This is a genomic window from Peterkaempfera bronchialis, from assembly GCF_003258605.2.
GTDB lineage: Bacteria > Actinomycetota > Actinomycetes > Streptomycetales > Streptomycetaceae > Peterkaempfera > Peterkaempfera bronchialis.
Window position 1 is genome coordinate 6,383,531 of the sequence record NZ_CP031264.1, and the last position, 25,343, is coordinate 6,408,873.

The window sequence follows — 25,343 nt, forward strand, 5'->3', positions numbered from 1 at the left end:
GTCCTGTCGGCTCGCTGGTCATTGATCCTGCCGTCCGGGAAGATCAACAGTCCGTCGGCGGGAAGGGATCGGGGCGCATGAACGGCACTCACTACAGCGGTGAGATCGCGGACCTCCTCGGCCGGGTGCGCCGCCGTCCGACCGCGGACTGGCCCTGGCATCCGGGGGAGCCGGTGCCGGGCAGGCTGCCGGTCAAGCAGTGCTGGGGGTGGCTCTTCGCGCCGGACGGCCGGGTGCTCACCCTGGTCAACCCCCGGGACGGTGTCGTCGGCCTGCCCGGCGGGTCGCTGGAGCCGCAGGACGGCGGCGATCCGGCGGTGGCCCTGGCCCGGGAGGCGGCGGAGGAGGCGCAGGCGCTGATCGACGGGCCGTGCCATGTGGGCTATCTGTACGACCGGGTGGGCGCCACCAACGGCGGTCGTGAGTGTGCCCGGGTACGGATGGCCGCCGCGCTCCGCTCGGTGGGGCCGACGGCGCCCGACCCGGCGTCGGGTCGGCACTACCGGCGGCTGCTGGTGGCCCCCGGGCTGGCGGTGGAGCTGCTGGGCTGGGGGGCGTCCGGGATACGGCAGGCCCGGGCTGCGATCCAGGCGGCGGTGGCGCTCTTTCAGGTGCCCGGCAGGGCCAGCGAGGTCATAGAGGAGCTGCCGGCGGGTGGGTGTGAGTTCCGCCCCTGCGTCTGAAGGATCTTCGCTCGTAGAGGTGAATGGTGAAAGATATTCAGGCCAATCCTTGACATGCCCACTATCCATGGACCGTCAGGCGCTGCTATCAACAGTGTGTCCAATTCGGATCCGTGGAGGCCCCCGTGCGTCCGTCCCGTGTCGCGTCCGCCGTTCTGGCGGCTCTGGTCCTGTCATTGGCCACCCTCTTCACCGCCCCGACCGCCGTCGCCGCCGGCGGTCAGTACGTCGCCCTCGGAGACTCGTACTCCGCAGGCGTCGGCGCCGGAAGCTACCTCAGCTCCAGTGGGAGCTGCTACCGCAGCACCAAGTCCTACCCCTACCTGTGGAACGCCTCGCACTCCCCGTCGTCCTTCTCCTTCGTGGCCTGCTCCGGCGCCACCACCGCCGATGTGCTGGGCAGCCAGCTCTCCGCCCTCAGCTCCTCCACCACCCTGGTCTCCCTCTCGGTCGGCGGCAACGACGCCGGGTTCGCCGATGTGATGACGACCTGTGTGCTCAACTCCGAGAGCACCTGTCTCAGCGCGGTCTCCAGCGCCCGGAGCTACATCACCGGCACCCTGCCCGGCAAGCTGGACTCGGTCTACGCCGCCATCAGGGCCAAGGCGCCCAATGCGCGTGTGGTCGTGCTCGGCTACCCGCACATGTACAAGATCGGCGGTTCCTGCATCATCGGGATCGGCGACACCAAGCGCAGCGCCATCAACGCCGCCGCCGACGACCTGGCCACCGTGACCGCCAAGCGGGCCGCCGACGCCGGCTTCACCTTCGTGGACGTCCGGGGGGTCTTCACCAACCACGAGATCTGCTCGGGCTCCTCGTGGCTCAACAGCACCACCCTGCCGATCTACGAGAGCTACCACCCCAACAGTTCTGGGCAGGCCTCCGGGTACCTGCCGTCCTTCTCCGGCGCGGCCTGACGCATCGTACGGCCATGACCGAAAGAGTGTGCAGCCTTGGACAGTGGAGCCCGCTCGCGCCGCTTCATCGACGCCCTGGCGGACGCCGGAAGCTGGCGCAGCTGGGACGAGCCGGTGACCTGGCTGCCCGCCGACCCGGACTACCGGGCGGATCTGCTGCGGGCCCGGGAGCGTACCGGGCTGGATGAGTCGGTGGTCACCGGGGAGTGCGCCGTCCATGGACGGCGCACGGCCCTGGTGGCCTGCGAGTTCGGCTTTCTGGCCGGGTCGATCGGCGTGGCGGCGGGCGAGCGGCTGGTACGGGCCGTGGAGCGGGCCACCCGTGAGCGGCTGCCGCTGCTCGCCTCGCCGGCCTCCGGCGGCACCCGGATGCAGGAGGGCACCGTCGCCTTCCTCCAGATGGTCAAGGCGGCCGGTGCCATCGCCGACCACAAGGCCGCGGGCCTGCCCTACCTGGTCTATCTGCGCCACCCCACCACGGGCGGGGTGCTCGCCTCCTGGGGGTCGCTGGGGCATCTCACGGCGGCCGAGCCCGGGGCGCTGATCGGCTTCCTGGGGCCACGGGTGTACGAGGCGCTGAACGGCGAGCCGTTCCCGCCCGGGGTGCAGACCGCCGAGAACCTGCTGGCCCACGGCCTGGTCGACGCGGTCCTGGAGCCCGAGCGGCTGGCCGGGGTGGTGGCCCGGGCGCTGCGGGTGCTGGACGCCCGCAACGGCCGGGCGGTGGCGAGGCGGCCGGGGGCGGGCCCCCGGAGGCGGCGGCGGGGGAGGCGCCGTCCGCTGCGGAGTCGATCCGGCGGTCGCGGCGGCCGGAGCGGCCGGGGCTGCGGGCGCTGCTGGACACTGCCGCCGAGGACCTCACCCGGCTGAGCGGTACCGGGGCGGGGGAGCGCGACCAGGGCCTGGAGCTGGCCCTGGCCCGGTTCGGGGCGGAGCCCTGCGTGGTCGTCGGCCATGACCGCGAGGCGCGCAGCCGCAGCGGGCCGTTCGGTCCGGCGGGGCTGCGCGAGGCCCGGCGGGGGATGCGGATCGCCGCCGAGCTGCGGCTGCCGCTGGTGACGGTCGTGGACACCCCCGGGGCCGCGCTGTCACCCGCCGCCGAGCAGGGCGGGCTGGCCGGGGAGATCGCCCGCTGCCTGGCGGAGCTCACCACCCTGCCGAGCCCCACCGTCTGCCTGCTGCTGGGGGAGGGGGCGGGCGGCGGCGCGCTGGCGCTCTTCCCGGCCGACCGGGTGGTCGCGGCGCGGCACGGCTGGCTCTCCCCGCTGCCGCCGGAGGGCGCTTCGGCGATCCTGTACCGGACCACCGACCGGGCGGCCGAGGTCGCCCGCCGTCAGGGGGTGCGGTCGCGCGACCTGCTGGCCGCCGGGATCGCCGACCGCCTGGTGGAGGAGTGCCCCGACGCGGCGGATGAGCCGGCGGCCTTCCTCGGCCGGGTCGGTGCGGTCCTGGAGGAGGAGCTGGCCGGGCTCGCCGACCGCGATCCGCAGGCCCGACTGGCCGACCGGCGGGCCCGATATCGCCGTCTGGGGCTGAGATAAGACGGATCGTCAGATGAGGTTCTGCGGGGATTTGGGCGGTTCATAGCGGGCAAAGCGGGACGGGTCGCACCGCTCTGCGCTGAGAAGGCTTCGAACAAGTGGTGAAGCAGTAGTAGGCTCACGCCGATTCACCGGCCCTATGCGCCACGGCCCTGTCAGGCGGGTCGCCTTGCCCGCGCCCGATCGTGCGCCCTCACGCGCCCGGGACCCCGAGGACTCCATGCGCTTCCGCAGCAGATCGATCCGCGCGAAGATCATCGCGTTGCTCCTGGTGCCCATTGTGGCGCTGGTCGGGCTCTGGGGGTTCTCCACCTTCACGGCCATCGGCCGGATGTGGAGCCTCGCCCAGCTGTCGGACAATGTCGACCGCTTCGGAGGTCCGGTGGTCGACCTCGGGACGGCCGTCCAGGACGAACGCCGCGCCATGGTGGAGCACCTGGTCTCCCCCAAATCCCAGATCGCCGCGGTGGCCCTGCGCCGCGCCGAGAGCGAGACCGACCGCCGCGCCGCGGAGCTGCGCCGGCAGGCGGCCGGCAAGCACGCCGGCGACCTCGACGGGCTGCTGCGCGACCGGCTGACCTCCGTACTGGACGCCACCGACCGGCTGGCCACGCTCCGCAAGGACGCCTCGGACGGCGTCCTCCCGTGGGACGAGGTGCTGGACCGGTACAACAAGGTCGTCGAGCCGACGTTCCGCTTCCGCACCGCCTTCGGCAGCGCGGCGACCGGCCAGGCCGCCCGTGAGGCCACCGTCCTGTCCGAGATCACCCGCGCCCGCGAGTACCTCTCCCAGGAGGACGCAGCCATGGCCGGGCTGCGCGGCTCCGCCCGGCCGACGGACCTCCAGTACCGCCTGGTGGACCACACCATCCAGGCCCATGAGCTGCTCTTCAGCCTGTACCGCTCGGAGCTGGTCGCCGAGGACCGCGAGCTGTACGACGACTTCTTCGCCGGCACCCACTGGACCACCCTGCACGTCTACGAGACGCTCTTCCTGGCCAAGGGCGGCCGGGGCAAGAGCGCCGTCAGCGCCGCCGACTGGAACACCGCCACCCGGCACGTCCTCAAGGACCTCGCCGAGATCAACCTCAAGCTGACCGAGAACTCCAACCACCGTGCCGACGCAGCCATCTGGTCGGACATCCGGCAGGGCGTCATCACCGGCTCCGCCGGTCTGATCGCCGTCGTCATCTCGGTGCTGGTCTCGGTGCGCATCGGCCGCTCGCTCCTCCGTGAACTGGTGCTGCTGCGCAACGCCGCCCAGGAGATGGCCGGCGTCCGGCTGCCCAAGGTGATGCGGCTGCTGCGGCGCGGCGAGCAGGTGGACATCGCCACCGAGACCCCGCCGCTGAGCCTCGGCGGTACCCAGGAGATCAACCAGGTCGGCCGCGCCTTCGACGCCGTGCAGCGCACCGCCGTCGAGGCCGCCGTCGAGCAGGCCGAGCTGCGCCGGGGCGTCTCCGCCGTCTTCGTCAACCTGGCCCGCCGCAACCAGGTGCTGCTGCACCGCCAGCTCACCCTGCTGGACTCCATGGAGCGCCGCACCGACGACCCGACCGAGCTGGAGGGCCTCTTCCAGCTGGACCACCTGACGACCCGGATGCGCCGCCACGCCGAGGGCCTGATCATCCTCTCCGGCGGCTCGCCCGGCCGGAACTGGCGCCGCCCGGTGCGCATGGTGGACGTGGTCCGCGCGGCCGTGGGCGAGGTCGAGGACTACGCCCGGGTCACCGTCCGGCAGTTCCCCTCCACCGCACTGGTCGGCCAGGCGGTCGCGGACGTCACCCACCTGATCGCCGAACTGGTCGAGAATGCCACCCTCTACTCCCCGCCGCACACCCAGGTCACCGTGCACGGCGAGATCGTCGGCAACGGCTTCGCGCTGGAGGTCGACGACCGGGGGCTGGGCATGGGCGCCGAGGTGATGGCCGAGGCCAACCTGCGGCTCGCCGAGGAGCAGGAGTTCGACCTCGCCGACACCGACCGGCTCGGCCTCTTCGTGGTGAGCCGCCTCGCCCGCCGGCACGGCATCAAGGTCTCGCTGCGGCTCTCCCCGTACGGCGGCACCACCGCCGTGGTGCTGATCCCCCGCCAGCTGCTGGCGGAGGCGCCCGCCGGGCCCGCCGACGGGGCCGACGGCGTCCCGGACTCCCTCCCCGAGGGCCGCCGGATGCGCCGCGAGCTGCTCGCGGTGCCGGCGCCCGAACCCGAGCTCGCCGTCCTCGGACGATCGGCCCCCGGCGGGCCCGGCGGCGACGGCCATGCCCCGGCGCCCGACGAGGACGACCACGTCGGTCCGCGCCCGGCCGACACCGAACCCGCCCCCACCCCCGGCGGCCTGCCCCGGCGGCGGACCTCCACCAAGCTCACCCGGCTGGTCGAGCGCCCCGAGCCCGTGGTCGAGCGCCCCGAGCCGGTGGCCGCCGTCCCGGACAGGGCGCCGGCGCCCTCCGGAGCCGCCCCGGCGGGGCTGCCCCGGCGGGTCCGGCAGGCCAACCTCGCACCTCAGCTGCGCGATGTCCCCGAGGAGCCGACCGGGCCGGCCGCGGCCGCCCGCGAACGCTCCCCGGAGGAGGCCAGGGCCACCCTGGCATCGTTCCAACGCGGCCTGAGCCGGGGCCGGGGCGACTCCCGGACCCCGCGAAGCCTGGTGCCGCCCGACCGGCACCAGGACCGAAGAATGACAAACCCTGGTGATACCGCACCAGACGCTTCAGTGGAAGGAAACGGTCGATGACCGCAGCGACACCGTCCGGCGACCTCAACTGGCTCCTGGACGACCTGGTGAGCCGGGTCGCCGAGATCCGGCACGCGGTCGTCCTCAGCAGCGACGGCCTGGCCACCGGTGCCTCCGGAGCACTCGGACGCGAGGACGCCGAACACCTAGCCGCCGTGGCCTCCGGCTTCCACAGCCTCGCCAAGGGAGCCGGACGCCACTTCAGGGCCGGAGCCGTCCGGCAGACCATGGTCGAGCTCGACCAGGCGTTCCTCTTCGTCACCGCCGCCGGCGACGGCAGCTGCCTGGCCGTGCTCAGCGACGCCGAGGCCGACGTGGGCCTGATCGCCTACGAGATGGCCCTGCTGGTCAAGCGGGTCGGCGAGCACCTGGGCACCGAACCCAGGGCCGACGCCGCCGCCACCGCCAGGGGGTGAGGCAGCGATGGCCGGCCCCTTCGAACAGGCGCAGCCCGATCCGGCCTCGGGCCACGATGTCGCGTCGCCGGGCTCCTGGGACCTCCAGTGGTACGACGACGACGCCGGGCCGGTGGTGCGCCCGTACGCGATGACCCGAGGCCGCACCCGGCCCACCGGCGACAGCTTCTTCGACCTGGTCTCGGTGGTCAGCACCGTGGACCGGGCCGAGGAGCCCGACCCGGAGGCGGAGCGCGGACCGGTCCTCGACCCGGAGCACCACGCCATCCTGGAGATGTGCCGCTGCGAGCCGCTCACCGTGGCCGAGATCGGCTCCGCGACCGGACTGCCGGTGGGCGTGGTACGCGTGCTGCTCGGCGACCTCGACGAGACCGGCCGCATCCGGGTCACCCGCCCGGTTCCGCCCGCCCAGCTCCCCGACGAACGCATCCTGAGAGAAGTGATCAATGGCCTCCGCGCCCTCTGACCGCGGGACCGGAGTACCGGACGCCCCGCCGATCGCCCTGAAGATCCTGATCGCCGGGGGCTTCGGCGTCGGGAAGACCACCCTGGTGGGCGCGGTCAGCGAGATCAAGCCGCTGCGCACCGAGGAGATGCTCACCGAGGCCGGCCGCCCGGTGGACGACACCACCGGTGTGGAGGGCAAGTCCACCACCACCGTCGCCATGGACTTCGGCCGGATCGACATCCGCGCCGGACTGGCGGTGTACCTCTTCGGCACCCCCGGCCAGGACCGCTTCTGGTTCGTCTGGGACGAGCTGGCGGTGGGCGCGCTGGGCGCCGTCGTCCTCGCCGACACCCGCCGGCTGGAGGACTCCTTCCCCTCGGTGGACTTCTTCGAGCGCCGGGGCATCCCCTTCGTGGTCGGTGTCAACTGCTTCGACGGCAGCCCCCGCCACCCCGCCGAGGAGGTGCGGGCCGCCCTGGACCTCGACCCCCGGGTGCCGGTGCTGCTCTGCGACGCCCGCAGCCGGGAGAACGGCAAGGAACTGCTGGTCAAGCTGGTGGAGCACGCCCAGGCCAGCTGGTCCGCCGACTCCGCGCCGCAGCCCGCCCGGGTGTGACGGCCCGGCCGGGGGCGGCCCCGGCGCACCGGGGTGTACGGCTTCCGGTACGACGCTGTTCACCCGGCACCCCTACGCTGTGCATCGTCCGGTCCGCGTTGCGCTCCTCGGTCGCTCGCCGACACCCGCCAGGGGAGCTCTCGCACGCGGTCCGGACCTGTCATGTCACACCGCAGGGATGGATGGATCCGTGAGCGCGATCAGTGTCGGCCAGGCCGTCATTCTGGGAGTGGTGGAGGGAGTGACCGAGTTCCTCCCGGTCTCCTCCACTGGCCACCTCAAGATCACCGAAGGTCTGATGGGCATCCCGGTGAACGACGCCTCGGTGGTCGCCTTCACCGCCGTGATCCAGGTCGGCGCGATCGGGGCGGTCCTGGTCTACTTCTTCCGCGACATCGTGCGGTTCGCCACCGCCTGGGGCCGCGGCATCGCCCACCGCGAGCTGCGGCAGGAGCACGACTACCGGTTCGCCTGGTGGGTGATCTGGGCCACCGTCCCGATCGTGGTGGTCGGCCTGGCCGCCAAGCCGCTGATCGAAAGCTCGCTGGCGTCGCTCTGGGTGGTGGCCGGATCGCTGATCGGCGGCAGCGCCGTGATGTGGGTGGCCGAGCAGATGGCCCGCTTCAAGCGCGGCGAGCAGGACGTCACCTTCAAGGACGCCATGTGGGTCGGCAGCTCGCAGATCCTGGCGCTGCTCTTCCCCGGCTTCTCCCGCTCCGGCGCCACCATCTCCACCGCGCTCATCCGCGACCTGGACCGGGTCGCCGCCACCCGGCTCTCCTTCTTCCTGGGCCTGCCGGCGCTGACCGGCGCCGGACTGTACGAGCTCAAGGACGCCCTCGGCGCCGGGGTGAGCGCCGCGCCGCTGGCGGTGGGGACGGTGGTCTCCTTCGTGGTCGCCTACGCCTCCATCGCGTGGCTGCTGAAGTTCGTCGCCAAGCACTCCTTCAATGTCTTCGTGGTCTACCGGATCGTCGTCGGCCTGCTGCTCTTCGGGCTGCTCACCACCAATGTGCTGACCGCCTGACCCGCCGCGTCGCCGGGGCCCGGCGGACCCTCGCGGTCCGCCGGGCCCCGGCGCGTACCGGCCCCGTTCAGGGCGTGAACCGCAGCTCCGCCAGCCGCAGCGCCCCGCGCAGCACCAGGTGGACGTCGCGCACCCCGCCGGGCACGGCCGCCGCCGCCGAGACCTCGGTCCAGGCGTACCGGCCGCCGGTCGACGGCACGGAGACCACCGCCGCCGGAGCCGCCCCGGGGACCGGCGTCCCCAGGTGCACCTCCACCGCCGCCGCGCCCGGGGCCGTCCGGGAGACCGCCAGGGTGACCCCCGCCGCGCCGGAGCCCAGGTCGCAGTCGCGGAAGACCAGCACGCCGGGGGCGCCGCCGCCGCTCTCCACCGCCTCGCCGCGCTCCCGGGTGCGGTCCACCAGGCGTACCGCAGCGCAGTCGTCGAAGTCCCGCGCCGGGACGGCGGTGCCCAGGGCCGGCCGGGGGAGCGGCGCCGGACCGGTGAGGGTGATCCGCGCCCGGCTGCGGAGGTCGGCGCTGGAGGCGCCCACCAGCAGCTCGTAGTCGCCGGGGTCGGTGGTCCAGCGGTCGTGCGCCACCTCCCAGTGGCCCAGCGCCCGCACCGGCACGGTCAGCGCCACCTCGCGGGCCTCGCCCGGCCGCAGGGTGATCCGGGCGAAGTCCTGGAGGCGCCGCAGCGGGGTCGGTACCCGGGAGTCCACCGCCCGGCTGTAGAGCTGCACCACCTCGTCGCCCGCCCGGTCGCCGGTGTTCTCCACCCGCACCGTGACGGTGATCCGGGCCTCCGGGTCGGCGGGCAGCTCGGCGCGGTCCACCCGGGCCTCGCCATAGCCGAAGGAGGTGTAGGAGAGGCCGTGGCCGAAGGGGTGCAGCGGCTCCTCGTCCAGGTAGAGGTAGGTCGCCCGGGAGCCGATGATGTCGTAGTCCAGCAGGTCGGGCAGGCGCTGCCCGGCCCGGTACCAGGTCTGCGGCAGCCGCCCGGCGGGGGAGTGGTCGCCCAGCAGCACCTCGGCGAGCGCCCGGCCGCCCTCCTGGCCGCCGTGCGCCGACCAGAGCACCGCCGGCAGGGTGCGCTCCGCCCAGTCCACCGCGTACGGGTAGCTGCTGGTGAGCAGCAGCACGGTGGCCGGGTTGGCGGCGTGCGCCGCCCGCAGCGCCTCCTCCTGGTGCGGGGGGAGGGAGAGGTCGGTGCGGTCCTCGGTCTCCCGGCCGTTGAGGTGCGGGTCGTTGCCGGCCACCACCAGGGCGACGTCCGCCTCGGCGGCCAGCCGGGCCGCCCGCTCGGCGCCCGCCGAGACGGTGCGCAGGGCGAATGGCTCGGCCTGGTCGCGGGAGGCCGCATAGGCGGTGAGCGCGCCGCTGCCGGCGGCGACCGCGATCCACCGGCCGCTGCCCAGGTGCTGGATGCGCACCCGGCCGTCGGTGCCGCGCTCCAGCCGGAAGGTCTCCTGGACCACCCACTGGTCGGGGTGGTCGGCGGTGGCGGCCAGCACCCCGTATCCGTCGGTGGTGAGGTGGCGGCCGTCGGCCGCGCGGAGGGTGCAGACGCCGTGGCCCCAGTCCTGGACGGCGAACTCCTCGGCCGCGCCGACCGCGTCGGCGGTGGCCGAGACCAGCCCCCGGGCGTCGGCGGTGAGGTAGCCGCCGCTGCTGGTGGAGCGCAGCGCGATCCGGTCCAGTCCGTCGGTGTACGCCACGGAGGCGGCGCCGAGCCGGTCGCGCAGTGCGTCCAGCAGGGTGGTGCGGTAGGGGAGCGAGCCGCTGTACCAGTCGCGCAGCACGTCGTCGCCGAGGGGGCCGATGACGGCCAGCTTCGCGCCGGGCGGCAGCGGCAGCAGCGGCCCGCCGCCGCCGGGGCGCGGCGCGTTGCGCAGCAGCACCACGGACTGCCGGGCGGCCTCCCGGGCCAGCTCCCGGTGGGCGGCGCAGTCGACCACCTCCGGGCCGATGCCGGCGTACGGGTCCAGCTGCGGGTCGAGTTCGCCGAGCCGCAGCCGCAGGGTGAGCTGGCGGGCGACGGCGGCGTCCACCTCGGCCTCGGTGGCCAGGCCGCGCTCCAGCGCCTCGGTGATCCGGCGGACGGTGACCGAGGGGTCCTCGCCGTGGTCGGTGAAGCTGTCCACCCCGGCGCGCAGGGCGGCGGCGTGGCTCTCCGCGTGGTCGTCGAAGTAGCGCTCGGCGGCGACCAGGTTGGAGGGCGCCTCGGCGTCGCTGCACACCAGCAGACCGGCGCCGTTGGGCCAGGCGCGCAGATGGTCGGCGAGGTGGCTGCCGACATGGTTGGGGCGGCCGTTGACCAGGTTGTACGAGGGCATCACGGCGGCCACCGCGCCGGCCTCCACCGGGCCCCGGTAGCAGGGAAGTTCATACTCGTGCAGCACCCGGGGGCGCAGGTCGGAGGAGGTGGTGCAGCGGTCGGTCTCGTTGTTGTAGGCCAGGAAGTGCTTCAGGGTGGGGGCGGTGCGCCAGTACTGCGGGTGGTCGCCGCGCAGGCCGCGGGTGTACGCGGTGGCGAGGGCGGCGGTGAGCAGCGGGTCCTCGGCGTAACCCTCCTCGTTGCGGCCCCAGAGCGGGTGGCGCAGCGGATTCACCACCGGGGCCCAGACGTTGAGGCTGATCCGGGCCCTGCCCTCGGGGGGCTCGCGGCGGTGGAAGGCGCGGACCTCGGTGGAGACGGCCTCGCCGATCCGGCGCAGCAGGTCCCGGTTCCAGGTGGCGCCGAGGCCGACGGCCTGCGGGAAGCAGGTGGCCTCGCCCAGCCAGGAGACGCCGTGCAGGGCCTCGGTGCCGGTCTTGAACGGGGCGAGGCCCAGGCGGGGGATGCCGGGTGCGTACTGGTGCAGCATCGCCACCTTCTCCTCGCGGGTCAGCCGGCCGAGCAGGTCCGTGACCCGCTCGGCGACCGGCCGGGCCGGGTCGCGGTAGGGCGCGTCGGCCGGAGGTGCGTCGGCCGGGGGTGCGTCGCGGTGCTCGGCTGCGGCTGCGGCTGCCATGGGGCGGTACCTCCGGGGCGGGGTGATCGAAGCGCTTCGAAGTTGGCAGCGGGAGGCGCCCGTGTCAAGGCGCCGACGGGCGGGCACGGCGGTCCGGCGACCCCTCCTCGGACGCTCTCCTGCCGTTGCCTCCCTGGGAGTTCGGCCTGGGAGACGGGGCGCAGGCCCGCTCGATGCCGCCCGGGTCGGGTCTGCCCGGGGGAAGCGCGTGCAAACCCTTGTGCGGGAGCCGCGTCTGTCCTAGCCTCATCGCCACGTTGAAGCGCTTCGACAGAGCCATCGCACCGCCCCCCGAAGCTGCCTTCCCCCGAGCACTGCCGCACCGTCGACCTCATCCACTCCCACGCCGACGGACGGACCGCGCGCGCCCCGAAGCCGCCGCGCGGCCCGCCGTGCGTGTGCGCGACGAAGGGCCACCCCCCATGACCAGCGCTGACAGAGCACGCCCCGACGCCCCCGCCGCCGGTCCGGTGCTCGGCCGCCGGACCTTCCTCGGCTCGGCGGCGGCCGTCGCCGCGGTCGCCGCCGGCGGCGGCCTGCTCACGGCCTGCACCTCCGCGTCGGGCGGCAGCCCCGCCAAGGGCGGCGTCGCCACCGGCAAGGCGCTCGCGGACGTCCTGCCGGCCTATCTGCCGTCCCAGGTGGTGACCCCCGACATCCCCGGGCAGAACGGCGCCAGCCCCGGCTTCCTGACCTTCCCCGCCGAGCTCGAGTCCTCGGTGCGGGGCAAGGCCGGAAAGGGCGGCGCCTACACCGTGATCTCCCCGCTCTGGGGCGCGGTCCCGGAGAAGGGCAGCAAGTACTTCTCCGCGCTCAACGAGGCCATCGGCGCGGACCTCACCTTCCAGCAGCAGGACGGCAACACCTACCAGGACAAGATCGGCGCGGTGCTGGCCTCCGACGACATCGCCGACATCGTGGTGATCCCCGGCTGGAACCTCAACGGCCGCATCCCCGACGCGGTCAGCGCCAAGTTCGCCGACCTCGGCCCCTATCTGGCCGGCGACGCCGTGAAGAAGTACCCCAACCTGGCCGCCATCCCCACCGGCGCCTGGCAGATGTCCGTCTTCGGCGGCAAGCTGCGCGGCCTGCCGATGCCCTCCTCCCCGCTCGGCGGCGAGATCGTCTACTACCGGGCGGACGTCTTCGAGAAGAACGGCTACACCGTCCCCACCAGCCCCGACGCCTTCCTCGCACTGGCCAAGGAGATCACCGACGCCAAGGCCAAGGTCTGGGCCTGCGACGACATGTGGTACTCGGCGCAGATCCTCTTCGGCTGCGTACCCGGCACCGCCCCCAACTACTGGCAGCTGAAGGACGGCAAGCTGGTCCACCTGGTGGAGACGCCGGAGTACCTGGAGGCCATGGAGTGGACCAGGAAGCTCTTCGCCGCCGGGGTGGTCCACCCCGACGCCGTCGCCGCCACCAATGACAGCAAGACCCGCTTCACCTCCGGCCAGACCCTCATGATGAACGACGGCTCCGCCGCCTGGTACGGCCTCACCTTCGAACAGGCCAAGCCCAACCCGGAGTTCCGCATCAAGGGCATGGACTTCTTCGGCGCCCAGGGCGGCGACCCGGTCCTCTACCTCGGCAACCAGGCCGGCATCTTCAGCTTCCTCAACAAGAAGCTCCCCAAGGACCGGATCGAGGAGTGCCTGGCCATCGCCGACTTCTGCGCGGCCCCCTTCGGCACCAAGGAGTACCTGCTGGTCCAGTACGGCGTCGAGGGCGTCCACTACACCCGGGACAGCAAGGGAACCCCCACCAAGACCGAACGGGGCATCAAGGAGGTCGTCTCCAGCTACGAGTTCATCGCCTCCCCCGACAAGGCCATCGCCTACCCCGACCACCCCGAGGTGGTCCGCGACTACTGCGCCTGGATGGCCAGGAACGCGGCCTTCGCCAAGAAGCCGCTCTTCTTCAATATGCAGATCCAGGAGCCCACCCGCTTCGCCTCCCTCTACAACTCCTTCGACGACCTGCGCAAGGACGTCCACCGGGGCCGCAAGAAGATGAGCGATGTGCAGTCCGCCGTCTCCGACTGGCGCAGGAACGGCGGCGACCAGCTGCGCGACTTCTACCAGCAGATCCTCGACCGGAGCGGCAGCGGAGCCTGACACCCCCGCCGGCCCGGAGGGGGCCGGTGCGCACCCACCGAGCGGAGCAGACGATGAGCACCAGGGCCCGAACAGCCCCCGACCAGCGGAAGGCCGCCACGGTACCGCCGCAGCGGAGCCCCGCCGCCGGACGGCGGACCGCCGCGCCCGCCAAGGGCATCACCCGGTGGCAGCGGTTCCGGCGCGACCGGGTCCTGCTGCTCATGTGCCTGCCCGCACTCGGCCTCGTCCTGGTCTTCAACTACATCCCGCTGCTGGGCAATGTCGTCGCCTTCCAGGAGTACGACCCCTACAGCGGCGGGATCTCCGGCAGCCCCTGGGTCGGCTTCGCCAACTTCCAGCGGATCTTCGAGGACAGCCTCTTCTGGGACGCGGTGGCCAACACCCTCACCCTGACCTCTGTCCAGCTGGTGCTCTACTTCCCCATCCCCATCCTGCTGGCACTGCTGCTCAACAGCGTCCTCAGCAGCAAGGTCCGCACCGCCGTGCAGAGCGTGCTCTACCTGCCGCACTTCTTCTCCTGGGTGCTGGTCATCACCGTCTTCCAGCAGATGCTGGGCGGCGCCGGCCTGATCGCCCAGAATCTGCGGCAGCACGGCATCGAGGGCTTCGACCTGATGACCGACCCGGGGCTGTTCAAGTTCCTGCTCACCGCCCAGGCGGTCTGGAAGGACGCCGGCTGGGGCGTGATCGTCTTCCTGGCCGCGCTCAGCGCCGTCAACCAGGACCTCTACGAGGCCGCCGCCGTGGACGGCGCCGGACGCCTGCGCCGGATGTGGCATGTCACCCTGCCGGCGCTGCGCCCGGTCATCGCACTGCTGCTGGTGCTCCGGGTCGGCGACGCGCTCACCGTCGGCTTCGAGCAGATCCTGCTCCAACGGGACGCCGTGGGCACCGGTGCCTCCGAAGTCCTCGACACCTATGTCTGGTTCGTCGGCATCCGCACCGGCGACTTCTCCTATGCGGCGGCGGCCGGGCTGGTCAAGGGACTCTTCAGCCTCGCCATGGTGCTGCTCGCCAACAAGGCCGCCCACAAGCTGGGCGAGCAGGGGGTGTACGCGCGATGACCGCAACGGTCCCGCCCACCGACGCCGGCCGGGCAGCGCGCCGCGACGACCGGCGGCCCGCCTGGGAGGAGGAGCCCGGCCCGGTTGTCCAGGGCCTCAAGGGGATCACCCTCACCGGGGTCTGCCTGGCCATCCTCGGGCCGCTCTGGGTCGTCCTGGTCACCAGCCTCTCCGACTACCGGACCATCACCGACGCCGGCGGCCTGGTGATCGTGCCCAAGTCCATCACCTTCGCCGCCTACCGCGAGATCCTCGGCGGCGGCGCCGTCACCCGCGCCGTGGTCGTCAGCCTGGGCATCACCGTGGTCGGCACCGCCCTCAGCATGGCGGTCTCGGTGCTCGCCGCCTATGGGCTCTCCCGCCCCGGCACCTTCGCCCACCGGCCGATCCTGATCACCCTGCTGGTCACCATGTTCTTTGGCGCCGGACTGATCCCCACCTATCTGCTGGTCGGCAACCTGGGCCTGATCAACAGCTACTGGGCGCTGATCCTGCCCAGCGCCGTCTCCGTCTTCAACATCTTCGTGCTGCGCGCCTTCTTCATGGGCGTCGCCCCCGAACTGGTCGACAGCGCCAAGATCGACGGCGCCGGCGAGTGGCGCATCCTGCTGGTGATCGTGCTGCCGCTCTCCCGCGCCGTGGTCGCCGTCATCTCGCTCTTCTACGCCGTCGGCTACTGGAGCGCCTGGTTCAACGCCAGCCTCTACATCAACGACACCGACAAGTGGCCGCTCCAGCTGATCATGCGCGCCTTTGTGATCCAGCACCAGCCGCCGCCGGGCATGTCCCAGGCCATCGACTCCATGCAGATCCCCGCCCTCTCGGTGCAGATGGCCGTCATGATGCTCGCCCTGATCCCGGTGGTCTGCGTCTACCCGTTCGTCCAGAAGCACTTCACCAAGGGCATGCTCATCGGCGCCGTCAAGGGCTGACCCCGCCCCTCAGGAGACCACCACCCATGCCCTCGCTGCACGACGCCACCCGAGGCCGCATCCTCTACGGCGGCGACTACAACCCCGAGCAGTGGCCCGAGGAGGTGTGGCCCCAGGACATCGCCCTGATGCGCCGGGCCGGAGTCACCACCGCCACCGTCGGCGTCTTCTCCTGGGCCCGCCTCGAACCCCGCCCCGGCGCCCGGGACTTCGGCTGGCTCGACCGCGTCCTCGACCTGCTGCACGGCGGCGGCATCGACGCCTGCCTCGCCACCCCCACCGCCTCCCCGCCGCCCTGGCTCGGCGAGCGCCACCCCGAGACCCTGCCGGTCACCGCCGACGGCACCACCCTCTGGTGGGGCTCCCGCAACCAGTACTGCCCCTCCTCCGCCGCCTACCGCGACCACGCCCACGCCCTGGTCGAGGATCTCGCGGCCCGCTACGCCGGCCACCCCGCGCTGCGGATCTGGCACATCTCCAATGAACTCGGCCCGGTCTGCCACTGCGCCGAGACCTCCGCCCGGTTCCGCGACTGGCTGCGGCAGCGGTACGGCGACCTGGACGGCCTCAACCACGCCTGGGGCACCGCCTTCTGGAGCCAGGCGCACAGCGACTGGTCCACCGTCACCGCGCCCCGCAGCGCCCCCTACCTGCCCAACCCCGCCCAGACGCTGGACTTCCAGCGGTTCAGCTCCGACGTCCTGCTGGAGTGCTTCACCGCCGAACGCGACATCCTGCGCCGCCACACCCCCGACGTCCCCGTCACCACCAACTTCATGGCCCTCTACAAGGGCATCGACAGCTGGGCCTTCGCCGCCGCCGAGGACGCCGTCTCCCTCGACCTCTACCCCGACCCCGCCGACCCCCGCGCCGCCGCCTTCGCCGCCGCCAACCACGACCTCACCCGCTCCCTGGCCGGCGGCCCCTGGATGGTCATGGAGCAGGCCGCCTCCGCCGTCAACTGGCGGCCCGTCAACCGCCCCAAGCCCGAAGGGCTGCTGCGGCTCCAGTCCCTCCAGTCGGTCGCCCGGGGCGCCGACGCCCTGCTCTTCTTCCAGTGGCGGGCCTCCCGCTCCGGCGCCGAGAAGTTCCACTCCGCGATGGTCCCGCACGCCGGCCCGGACAGCCCCGGGCACCGCCGCATCCGGGCACTCGGCGCCGAACTGCGGCTGCTCGGCGAGGCCGTGGGCACCGACGTCCGCGCCGACATCGCCGTCCTGCACGACTGGCACAGCTGGTGGGCCCTGGAGCAGCCCGGCCGCCCCTCCGCCCGGATCACCGCCCCCGAGCTGCTGTACGCCTGGCACGGCGCCCTCTGGGACGAGCACCTCACCGCCGACTTCGCCCACCCCGAGGCCGACCTCTCCCGCTACCGCCTGGTCGCCGTCCCCACCCTCTACCTCGCCTCCGACGCCGCCGTCGACAACCTGGTCCGGTATGTGCACGGCGGCGGCACCCTGGTCACCGGGTTCTTCAGCGGCATCGCCGACCCCACCGACACCCTCCGCCCCGGCGGCATGGACGCCAGGCTCCGCGCACTGCTCGGCGTCCACCCCCAGGAGTGGTGGCCGCTGGACGACGGCGCCACCGTGCGCTGCGACTCCGCGGCCCTCGGCCCCTTCACCGGCACCCTCTGGTCCGAGGACCTGCGCACCGACCCCGGCACCGAGACGGTCGCCGCCCTCAACGGCGGCGACCTCGACGGAACCCCGGCCGTCACCCGCACCACCTCCGGCGCCGGCACCGCCTGGTACCTCGCCACCCTCCCCGAACCGGCGGCACTGCGTGGCCTGCTGGCCGACGCCGCCCGCCGGGCCGGTGTCCACCCCGTGCTCCCCGGACTCCCCGACGGCGTGGAGGCGGTGCGCCGGGGCGGTCTGCTCTTCCTGCTCAACCACGGGGAGCGGCAGACCGAGGTGCCCGTCCAGGGCCGGTACCGCGAGCTGCTCACCAACCGCAGCACCGAAGGCACCCTCCGCCTTCCCCGCTACGGCGCGGCGGTACTACGGCCGGAAACCACTGCAGAGTGACCGAACGTCCGCTTAACAAGAACAATCCGTTAAGCGTGGCAACCATTGGGGAATCCGGCGGCCACCTAGGGACGAGCAACCCCCACCCCTGCCGCTCACGAGAGGACCAGCCGCCATGTCCCCCCACGAAGCAGCTCGGACGACGTCGTCCTGTGCAGCCTCCCGGACCCCGGCGGACTCCAGCGATCACGCCGCCCCCGGCGTGCACACGCTGACCGTCCCCGCCGCGCCCGCAGCCGTCCCGCCCCCCGGCGGCCGCGGTATCCACGACACCGCCCCCGCCACCCGCTGGGAGGACTGCTACCTCACCGGAAACGGCCGCCACGGCGCCCTGGTCCACGGCGCCACCGCCGACGAGGCGGCCGTGGTCACCCACCACGCCATGGTCCGCCCCAACGGCAGCGCCACGGCCGAGCCGCCCCACCTGGCCCCGGCGCTCCGCGAGGTCCAGGACGCCCTGCTGGCCGGCGACCCGGACACCGCCGTACGCCGCTTCGCCGGCGACCGGGAGCTGATCCACACCCAGCCGTTCCACCCCGCCTTCGCCGTCCGCTGGCACCGCACCGACGCCCGCCCCGCCACCGGCTACCGCCGCTGGATCGACTTCCGCACCGGCATCGCCTCCGCCGCCTGGCAGGAGGGGCCGGGGGAGGGCGAGTGGCGCTCCTCCTGCTTCACCTCCCGCGCCGACGACACCGTCGTCCAGCACCTCGCCGCCCCGGTCGGCCGCACCGTGGAGGCCACCGTCGAACTCGACGGCAGGCTCCCCGGCTCACCCCCCGAACTCCGGCTCGCCGTACGGTCGGTGTACCGGCCCGGCCCGCTCGCCACCCCCGCCGTCGCCGGCGCCCCGGCCGCGCCCCCCGCCCCCCGCGACTCCGCCCTGCTGCGGCTGCGCGCCCGCTACCCCGAGAGCGAGACCGGCTACCGGGGCGCCACCCGGGTCATCGCGGTCGGCGGCGAGGTGGTCTGCGACGGCCCCCGCATCCGGATCACCGGCGCCCGCGAGATGCTGCTGCTCACCCGCACCGCACGCGGCTCGGTCACCGCCGACTGCACCGAGCTGGCCCGGCTGGACACCGGGATGTACGACCTCCCCGACGACCTGCTCGGCCTGCTCGCCCGGCATGTCCCGCTGCACCGCGAGGCGTACGACCGGGTCACCCTCGACCTGGGCGGCGACCCGGCCGAGCGGGCGCTGCCCATCGCCGAGCTGCTGGAACGCCAGGCCGCCACCCCGGGACGGCTCACCCCCGCGCTGCTGGAGCAGCTCTTCGCGGCCGGCCGCTACCACCTGCTGAGCGCCAGCGGCTACCGGCCGCCCCGGCTCTGCGGGCTCTGGACCGGCGACTGGAACACCGCCTGGTCCGGCGCCTTCACCACCAACGCCAACCTCAACCTCCAGATCGCCTCCGCCGCCGCCGCCGACCTGCCCGAGGTGTCGCTGGCCCACGCCGAACTGGTCCTCGGCCAACTGGACGACTGGCGCCGCAACGCCCGGCTGCTCTACGGCACCCGGGGCGTGGTCGCCCCCGCCCACACCGACGGGGAGAACGGCAACCAGTACCACTTCAACGGCGTCTGGGCGCACCACATGTGGACCGCCGGCGCCGACTGGCTGCTCCAACCGCTGCTGGAGCACGCGGAGACCACCGGCGACGAGGAGTTCCTGCGCGGCCGGCTGCTGCCCGCGCTGATCGAGACGGCCGCCTTCTACGAGGACTTCCTCACCCGCACCGGCCCCGACGGCCGGGTCCTCATCGTGCCGTCGTACTCCCCGGAGAACCGGCCCGGCGGCGGCACCGGCGGCCCCGTCGCCTCCGTCAACGCCACCATGGACATCGCCGCCGCCCGGCACGCCCTCTCCACCGCCGCAGACCTCTGCTCCCGGCTGTTCCCCGACGGGGTCACCCCGGAGCGCACCGCCCTCTGGCGGCAGCTCGCCGCCCGCCTCCCCGACTACCGCGTCAACAAGGACGGCGCGCTCGCCGAATGGGCCTGGCCCGACCACGAGGACAGCTACGACCACCGGCACATCAGCCACCTCTACCCGGTCTGGCCGCTCGACGAGATCACCCCGGAGGAGACCCCGGAGCTGGCCGAGGCCGCCCGCACCGCGCTGCGGCTGCGCGGCGACGAGAACGACTCCGGCCACGGCTATCTGCACCGCGCACTGGCCGCCGCCCGCCTGGAGGACGCCGGCTGGGCCGCCCGCAACCTCTCCCGGCTGCTCGACCGGGACTTCTTCTTCCGGTCGCTGATGAGCAGCCACTATCCCTACCGGGACGTCTACAACGCCGATGTGGCGCATGCGCTGCCCGGCGTGCTGATCGAGATGCTGGTGCGCTCCCGCCCCGCCGGGCCGGACGGCGCGGGTCGGCTCACCCTGCTGCCCGCCCTGCCCGACACGCTCCCCACCGGGACCCTGTCGGGCGTCCGCACCCGGTTCGGCGCCACCGTCACCGAACTCGGCTGGGACCTGCCCGCCGGGCGGATCAGGGCGGTGCTCCGCTCCGAGACCGACCGGACCGTCTCGCTGCGCATCGGCCGCCCGGTGACCGGGGTGCGCATCGCGGGCGGCCCGGCGCTGCCCCGGGGCGCGGCCGGGGCCGTGCGGATCGAGCTGCCGGCCGGCCAGGAGGTGGTGGTCACCGCCGAGCCCTCGGTGCCGCCGCAGGGGCGGTGACCGGGCGCTGACGGGGTGCCTGGTGACGGGGTGCCTGGTGACGGGGTGACCTGGTGACGGGGTGACCAGGTGATCCGACAGGGGACGGCGGGGGTCTGCCCGCCGTCCCCTGGTTGCGGAGCCGTTGCCGGTGCGCGCGGGTACGTTCCGGCTCAGCCGGTGGCCGCCTGCACCTCCGTGTAGCCCTGCACCACCGCGCCGTCGTCCCAGACCACCGAGCCCAGGTAGCGGTGGCCGGGCTCCAGGCCCGACCAGCTCAGCCGGAAGCGCGGCCGGTCGCCGATGGCCACGGCCGCCGACTCGGGGGCGGCGATGGCATTGCCCGCCGTGCTGCCGTCCAGCAGCCAGCCGTCGACGGCCACCCGGGTGTCACCCGCGTCGGCCGGGGCGGAGCGCAGGTCGGCGTAGACCACCCACTGACCGGCGGCCGGGCTGCGCACCTGGACCGCCTCGGTCGCGGTACCGGCCGTGGCGGCGGTGGCGTACAGGGTCAGCGCGCCGGTGGCGGACTGCTTGTACAGGTAGAGGTCCACATCGGTGCCCCGGCGGTAGTCGTCGGCGAAGGTCCCGAAGCGCAGCAGCTTGGTCCCGGCGGGCACGGTGACCGACCGGCTCGCCGTGTGGTCGCCGACCGTGGGCCGGGCGGTGTCAAAGGCCACCCCGGTGGCGTTCCGCAGCGGGTGCACGGTGACCTCGGCCGGGGAGAGCCCCCGGACCCGGGCGTTCAGGGTGCCCGCGTAGCCCGCCTGCGGGCGCAGCGCCATGGACCCCCGGGTGCCGTGCCCGGCCGCCTCCGGCGCGGGCGCCAGCGCCACCGGCTTGACCGCGATCGGGGACCGCACCGCATGGGTGCCGTCGGTCCAGGTGAGCGCGCCGAAGGCCCAGCTGCCCAGCGGCGCCGTGGTGCGGGTCAGGGTGACCCGGTACCGGGCGCTCTTGCCGGGCCGCAGGGTGAACGCTGCGGGCCTGACCTCGGCGGTGAAGCCGGGTGGGGCGTCGACCTGCACCCGGTAGGAGGCCCGGCGGCTGTCCACATTGGTCACCGTGCGCACCAGGGTCTGCCGACCGGCCAGCGCAGCGACCGCCAGCGACGGGTAGTTGAGGTCGCTGGGGTCGGTCCGCCGGACCCGGGCGCAGTCGCGGGCCCCGGTGACGGCGGGCAGTTGCTGGCCGATCGCGCAGGCGTACTCCTGCCAGTCCCGCTGGCCCGCCCGGTAGACCAGCCCCGGGTCGAAGGCACGGGCGGGGTCCACATGGCCGGAGCCGTAGGAGAACGGGGTGGCGGTCCGGCCTGCGGCGTCCTTGATCGGGCCGCCCTGGTTGTCGGTGGTGTACGCGGTGGTCATCAGCGCCGACTGGACCTCGGCCGGGGACCATCCGGGGTGGCGGGAGAGCAGCAGCGCGGCGAGCCCGGCGACATGCGGGGCGGCCATCGAGGTGCCCGACATGGCCCCGAACCCGTTGCCGTCCGCCGTGTCGGGGGCGACCCCGGCGATCACATCCACGCCGGGCGCCGTGACATCGGGCTTCAGCAGGTCGCCGCCGCCGGCCGAGGCGGGGCCGGTGGAGGAGAAGTCGGCCATGGCGGGCGCGGGCGCCGTCCAGACCTCGGAGGCGGCGAGCGAAGCGGTGGCGCCGGGCGTGGCCGCGTACGCCGCGACCTGCGCCCCGGCGACCTGGTCCAGGTGCACGGTCGGCACATGGTGGAAGTCGGCGTCCAGCGAGTTGGCCGTCGGGTTGTACAGGACCATGCCGACGCCGCCGGCCTCCTGCACCGCCGCGGACTTCTCGGTGCGGTCATTGCCACCGCGTCGGCAGACCACGATCGCGCCCGCCGCCTTGACCGGGTCGAGCGTGCCGGACCAGCACTCGGACACCTGGCCGGAGTTCGCGCCGTCCCTGCCCACCGCCGAGGCGGTCACCAGCGGTGCGCTCTCCACGGCCGCGCCGGTGCCGACGCCGGTGAAGCTGCGCCCGTCGCCGAGGGCGAGCGTGGCGCGGTAGCGGCGGTCATGGGTGGAGGCGGCGACCGTCATCTCCCACGGCGCGTTGTGCGAGACGCTGCCGGCGGTGCCGGTGTTGCCGGCCCCGGTGGCGACGAACACCCCGGCGTGGGCGGCGTTGTAGAAGGCCGACTCCACCGAGTTCACCACCGAGCCGGTGGAGCCGGAGACGGAGTAGTTGATCACGTCCACGCCGTCGGCGACCGCCTGGTTGACGGCGGCCACGGTGTCCGCGGTCCCGCAGGAGAGGTTGTTGTCCGCGTCGACGACCCAGCACGCCTTGTAGATCGCCAGCCGGGCGGCCGGGGCCATGCCGGTCGCCTCGCCCACCGCATTGCCGTTGATCACAACGGGTACGCCGGAGTCGCCGGCGGCGGTGGAGGCGGTGTGGGTGCCATGGCCGCCGTAGTCGCGCGGCGAGAGGTACTCACCGGCGACCGGGGTGACGCCCTGGTGGTAGTAGCGGGCACCGATCACCTTGTTGTTGCAGGTCACCGGAGCCTGCTCGCCGTGGTCGCAGGTCCCCTTCCAGGTACGGGCGATGGCCCTGGCGTCGGGCCGGGGCTCGGGCAGCGGGGCGAAGAGCGGGCTGTCGGGGGAGTACCCCGAGTCCACCATGCCGATGACCACGCCCTCCCCGGCGTGCGCGGCACCGCCGAACCGCCGCTCCCAGACCCCGCCGCTGCCCGACAGGCCGAGGAAGCGGGCGGTGGAGACGGTGTCCACGTCCAGCAGTTGGTTGCGCTCCAGCGAGACCACGCCCTGCTCGGCCGCCAGCCGGGCGGCCTGACGGGCCGTGAGCCGGGCGGCGAAGCCATTGAAGGCGTAGTCGTAGGCGTACACCGGCCGTACCCCGGGCACCCGCGCCAGCACCTGCTTGCGCCGCGCCTCCAGATGGCCCCGGTAGGAGCGGGTGGCCGAGGAGCCGGGGTCCACCTTCCCGCCCGGCTGCGGCCGGGTGGCGGCCAGACCCCTGATGCCGCCGCCGTAGGAGGCGACGGGGGCTTCGGCGAGTTGGACGATGTACAGGCCGTCCGTGTACGGACCGGCGGCGGCCGGACCGTCGGCGCCCGGGCCGTCGGTGGGCGCGGAGGGCGGCGAGGCCGCCAGGCCGGGCGCCGCTCCGGTGAGCACGGCGGCGGCCACGACGGGGCCCAGGACCAGGCCTATCAGCCGGGACCTGCGACGAAACACCACGGTGAGGGTCCTCCCCCTGACGTAGGACATGCGGATGGATGGGCGATGGTGCGCCCCGCACGGGGCGGGGTCTCGGGAGACGTCGGGTCAGAAGAAGTCGCCGTGCAGCGAGGCGGACCCGTCCGAGCCGCCGGTCCCCGAGGCCGAGGCCGTCCAGCGGTCCCGGGTGGCGTCCCGGACGCCCTCCGCGTGGTTGTACTGGGCGGCGAAGACATACCGGCCGGGCGGCAGCACCACGCCCTCGCGCAGCCGGAAGCGGTAGACGATCTCGCTGTCGCTGGCGTCGGTCTCCGCGATGATGTCGGCGGGCCCGGCCGTGGTCCAGGAGCCGGTGCTGCTGACGTCCGGGGTGCGGGCGATCCGCACCTCCACCTGGAGGTCCCGCAGCGGTACCCGGGTGTCGACGGTGACATTGCTCTGCGTCCAGGTCTCGGTGGAGTGCGCGTCCACCGAGCCGCCGGCCGCCAGGAAGCGGTCCCGCAGCAGGCCGTCGGAGTTGCCGCCGGGCGGGGCGCCGGTCGCCGGACCCTCCGTCGTGGCAGTGGCCGTCCCCGCGCCGGTCGCGACGCCGGTGCCGGTGGCGGGGGCCGATGCGCCCTCCACGGCGGACCCGCCGGCGGCCCCTTCGGCGGACCCGTCGGCGGCCCCGGAGGGGGCGGCGGGCCGCCGGGTCGACGCATCGGGGGAGGGGGCCCCGGAGGGCGCCGGGCTGCCGGGGGCGGGGGCGGTCGGGGAGACGCCGCCCGGGAGGGCCGGGGCGAGCGGGCCGTCGGAGATCCGGATGGAGGGGCGGTCTTCCTCCTGGAGGGCGGCCACCGCCCAGGCCGCCGCGCCGCCGACCAGCAGCAGCGAGCCGAGCACCGCCCCGAGGCCGGAGATCCGCACCGGGCGGCCGAGCACCTGCCGGGCGGGGGTCGCGGGCCCGGGGCCGTACCGGTCCTCCAACTGCGCCTGCTCGACACGGCGGAGGATGTACTCCCGGTCGGGCGTGTGCCGGGCGGCCTCGGCACGCAGCGCGGGGCGCAGCCGGCCGTCCCGGTCGGCCCCGCGGTCGTGCTCCTGGCCAGGCATCACTCCTCCTCCCGGTTGCCGCCGACGGCCGCTACCGAGCGCCGTCCGCGGCGTCGCGTCGGCGCCGGTCTGCGCCGGGCGGCCGGGTTGCCGTCGGCCGGGCCGACGGCGGGTCCCCCGGCATCGTACGGGGCACCCCCGGCGCCCGACCGCAGCAGTGCCTCCAGTTGGGCGGCGCCGCGTGAGGTCTGGCTCTTCACGGTGCCCACCGAGATGCCGAGCACCTTGGCGGTCTCCTGCTCGGAGAGGTCGAAGCCGTGGCGGAGGACCACGCAGGCCCGCTTGCGGAACGGCAGCCGGTCCAGGGCGGTACGCACATCGATCACGGCGGGCACGTCCGGGTCGTCGAAGCGCTCCCGCCAGAGCGCGGCCACCACGCCGACGCGGCGGCGCTCCCGGGTGAGGGAGCGGATGCGGTTGCGGGCAAGGTTGGTGACGACCCCTCGGGCGTAGGCGGCCGGGCGGTCGGCGGCCCGGACCCGGTCCCAGTGGCGCCAGACCTCGACCAGCGCATCGGCGGCGAGGTCGTCGGCGGAGTCGGGGTCGCCGGTGAGCAGATGCGCGAGGCGGGAGAGTTCCGCGTGGTGGCGCTCGAAGAACTCGTGGAACTCCCGAGCATCGGCAGTGTCCTGGGGAATCTCCGCTCTCCCTCCGTGCCTGCCCACGGTGCGGCGTGGGCTCAGGCCGGCCCTGTGCTGCCCCGGCCGATGCGTCCAGGGCCTCCGGGCCGATGCGGCCCGAGGGTCGTCCGCGGCGAGCGGCTCGGCGGATACCGTACGTGTGCACGGCGTTCGGCTGCGTGTCGCGGGTTGCATGAGAGTAGCAGCGTTGCCCGGGTCGGCCCCAGCGTATTG

18 protein-coding genes are annotated in these 25,343 nt (G+C 73.9%); 14 read left to right on the forward strand and 4 right to left on the reverse strand.

Going from position 1 to position 25,343, the window contains the following annotated elements; all coding sequences use genetic code 11:
• Nucleotides 1–77 precede the first annotated feature (77 nt).
• The 9 genes from C7M71_RS27240 (at nt 78) to C7M71_RS27275 (ending at nt 8,388) form a co-directional block, all read left to right on the forward strand.
• Nucleotides 78–683, forward strand: coding sequence for a hypothetical protein (locus C7M71_RS27240; RefSeq protein ID WP_175607753.1), 606 nt, complete (start codon nt 78–80; stop codon nt 681–683).
• Nucleotides 684–808: 125 nt separating this feature from the next.
• Nucleotides 809–1,603 (forward strand): SGNH/GDSL hydrolase family protein, encoded by a 795-nt coding sequence (locus C7M71_RS27245; protein ID WP_111494689.1) that lies wholly within the window; start codon nt 809–811, stop codon nt 1,601–1,603.
• Between the two features lie 36 nt (nt 1,604–1,639).
• Complete coding sequence (locus C7M71_RS32295) at nt 1,640–2,473, forward strand: acetyl-CoA carboxylase carboxyltransferase subunit beta (RefSeq protein ID WP_229758949.1); 834 nt, start codon at nt 1,640–1,642, stop codon at nt 2,471–2,473.
• Entirely contained in the window at nt 2,440–3,144 is a 705-nt protein-coding gene (locus tag C7M71_RS32300; RefSeq protein ID WP_229759246.1) for a carboxyl transferase domain-containing protein, read from the forward strand. Before C7M71_RS32295 ends, C7M71_RS32300 begins: the two co-directional genes overlap by 34 nt.
• A gap of 220 nt (nt 3,145–3,364) precedes the next feature.
• Complete coding sequence (locus C7M71_RS27255) at nt 3,365–5,881, forward strand: nitrate- and nitrite sensing domain-containing protein (protein ID WP_162824421.1); 2,517 nt, start codon at nt 3,365–3,367, stop codon at nt 5,879–5,881.
• Entirely contained in the window at nt 5,878–6,297 is a 420-nt protein-coding gene (locus tag C7M71_RS27260; RefSeq protein WP_111491500.1) for a roadblock/LC7 domain-containing protein, read from the forward strand. The genes C7M71_RS27255 and C7M71_RS27260 overlap by 4 nt, the downstream gene beginning before the upstream one ends.
• A gap of 7 nt (nt 6,298–6,304) precedes the next feature.
• On the forward strand, nt 6,305–6,763 hold the full coding sequence (locus C7M71_RS27265; RefSeq protein ID WP_111491498.1) for a DUF742 domain-containing protein: 459 nt from the start codon (nt 6,305–6,307) through the stop codon (nt 6,761–6,763).
• Nucleotides 6,744–7,361 carry a GTP-binding protein gene (locus tag C7M71_RS27270; protein WP_111491496.1) on the forward strand — a complete coding sequence of 206 codons (618 nt, stop codon included), beginning with the start codon at nt 6,744–6,746 and terminating at the stop codon, nt 7,359–7,361. Before C7M71_RS27265 ends, C7M71_RS27270 begins: the two co-directional genes overlap by 20 nt.
• 190 nt (nt 7,362–7,551) lie before the next feature.
• Nucleotides 7,552–8,388 carry an undecaprenyl-diphosphate phosphatase gene (locus C7M71_RS27275; protein ID WP_111491494.1) on the forward strand — a complete coding sequence of 279 codons (837 nt, stop codon included), beginning with the start codon at nt 7,552–7,554 and terminating at the stop codon, nt 8,386–8,388.
• 67 nt (nt 8,389–8,455) lie between these two features.
• On the opposite strand, the gene C7M71_RS27280 is transcribed toward C7M71_RS27275, so the two are convergent.
• The gene (locus tag C7M71_RS27280) at nt 8,456–11,383 is read right to left on the reverse strand and encodes a glycoside hydrolase family 3 protein (protein ID WP_111491492.1); all 2,928 of its coding nucleotides are present in this window, start codon (nt 11,381–11,383) and stop codon (nt 8,456–8,458) included.
• 422 nt (nt 11,384–11,805) lie between these two features.
• Here C7M71_RS27280 and C7M71_RS27285 point away from each other — a divergent pair, with 422 nt between their 5' ends.
• The 5 genes from C7M71_RS27285 to C7M71_RS27305 all read left to right on the forward strand — a co-directional run bounded on the left by C7M71_RS27285 (nt 11,806) and on the right by C7M71_RS27305 (nt 20,218).
• Nucleotides 11,806–13,503 (forward strand): extracellular solute-binding protein, encoded by a 1,698-nt coding sequence (locus tag C7M71_RS27285; RefSeq protein WP_111491490.1) that lies wholly within the window; start codon nt 11,806–11,808, stop codon nt 13,501–13,503.
• A gap of 53 nt (nt 13,504–13,556) precedes the next feature.
• Nucleotides 13,557–14,570: an ABC transporter permease gene (locus C7M71_RS27290; RefSeq protein ID WP_111491488.1), complete on the forward strand. Its 1,014-nt coding sequence runs from the start codon at nt 13,557–13,559 to the stop codon at nt 14,568–14,570.
• Nucleotides 14,567–15,502 carry a carbohydrate ABC transporter permease gene (locus C7M71_RS27295; RefSeq protein WP_111491487.1) on the forward strand — a complete coding sequence of 312 codons (936 nt, stop codon included), beginning with the start codon at nt 14,567–14,569 and terminating at the stop codon, nt 15,500–15,502. The genes C7M71_RS27290 and C7M71_RS27295 overlap by 4 nt, the downstream gene beginning before the upstream one ends.
• A gap of 26 nt (nt 15,503–15,528) precedes the next feature.
• Entirely contained in the window at nt 15,529–17,532 is a 2,004-nt protein-coding gene (locus C7M71_RS27300; RefSeq protein WP_111491486.1) for a beta-galactosidase, read from the forward strand.
• A 202-nt stretch (nt 17,533–17,734) separates the two neighbouring features.
• Entirely contained in the window at nt 17,735–20,218 is a 2,484-nt protein-coding gene (locus tag C7M71_RS27305) for a glycosyl hydrolase family 95 catalytic domain-containing protein (protein WP_407675950.1), read from the forward strand.
• A gap of 152 nt (nt 20,219–20,370) precedes the next feature.
• Here C7M71_RS27305 and C7M71_RS27310 read toward each other — a convergent pair whose 3' ends face one another.
• From C7M71_RS27310 to C7M71_RS27320, 3 genes are all read right to left on the reverse strand, one after another.
• Nucleotides 20,371–23,418, reverse strand: coding sequence for a S8 family serine peptidase (locus tag C7M71_RS27310; protein ID WP_229758950.1), 3,048 nt, complete (start codon nt 23,416–23,418; stop codon nt 20,371–20,373).
• 87 nt (nt 23,419–23,505) lie between these two features.
• The gene (locus C7M71_RS27315) at nt 23,506–24,489 is read right to left on the reverse strand and encodes a hypothetical protein (protein WP_114914606.1); all 984 of its coding nucleotides are present in this window, start codon (nt 24,487–24,489) and stop codon (nt 23,506–23,508) included.
• The gene (locus C7M71_RS27320) at nt 24,489–25,154 is read right to left on the reverse strand and encodes a SigE family RNA polymerase sigma factor (protein WP_322975204.1); all 666 of its coding nucleotides are present in this window, start codon (nt 25,152–25,154) and stop codon (nt 24,489–24,491) included. The genes C7M71_RS27315 and C7M71_RS27320 overlap by 1 nt, the downstream gene beginning before the upstream one ends.
• Nucleotides 25,155–25,343 lie beyond the last annotated feature (189 nt).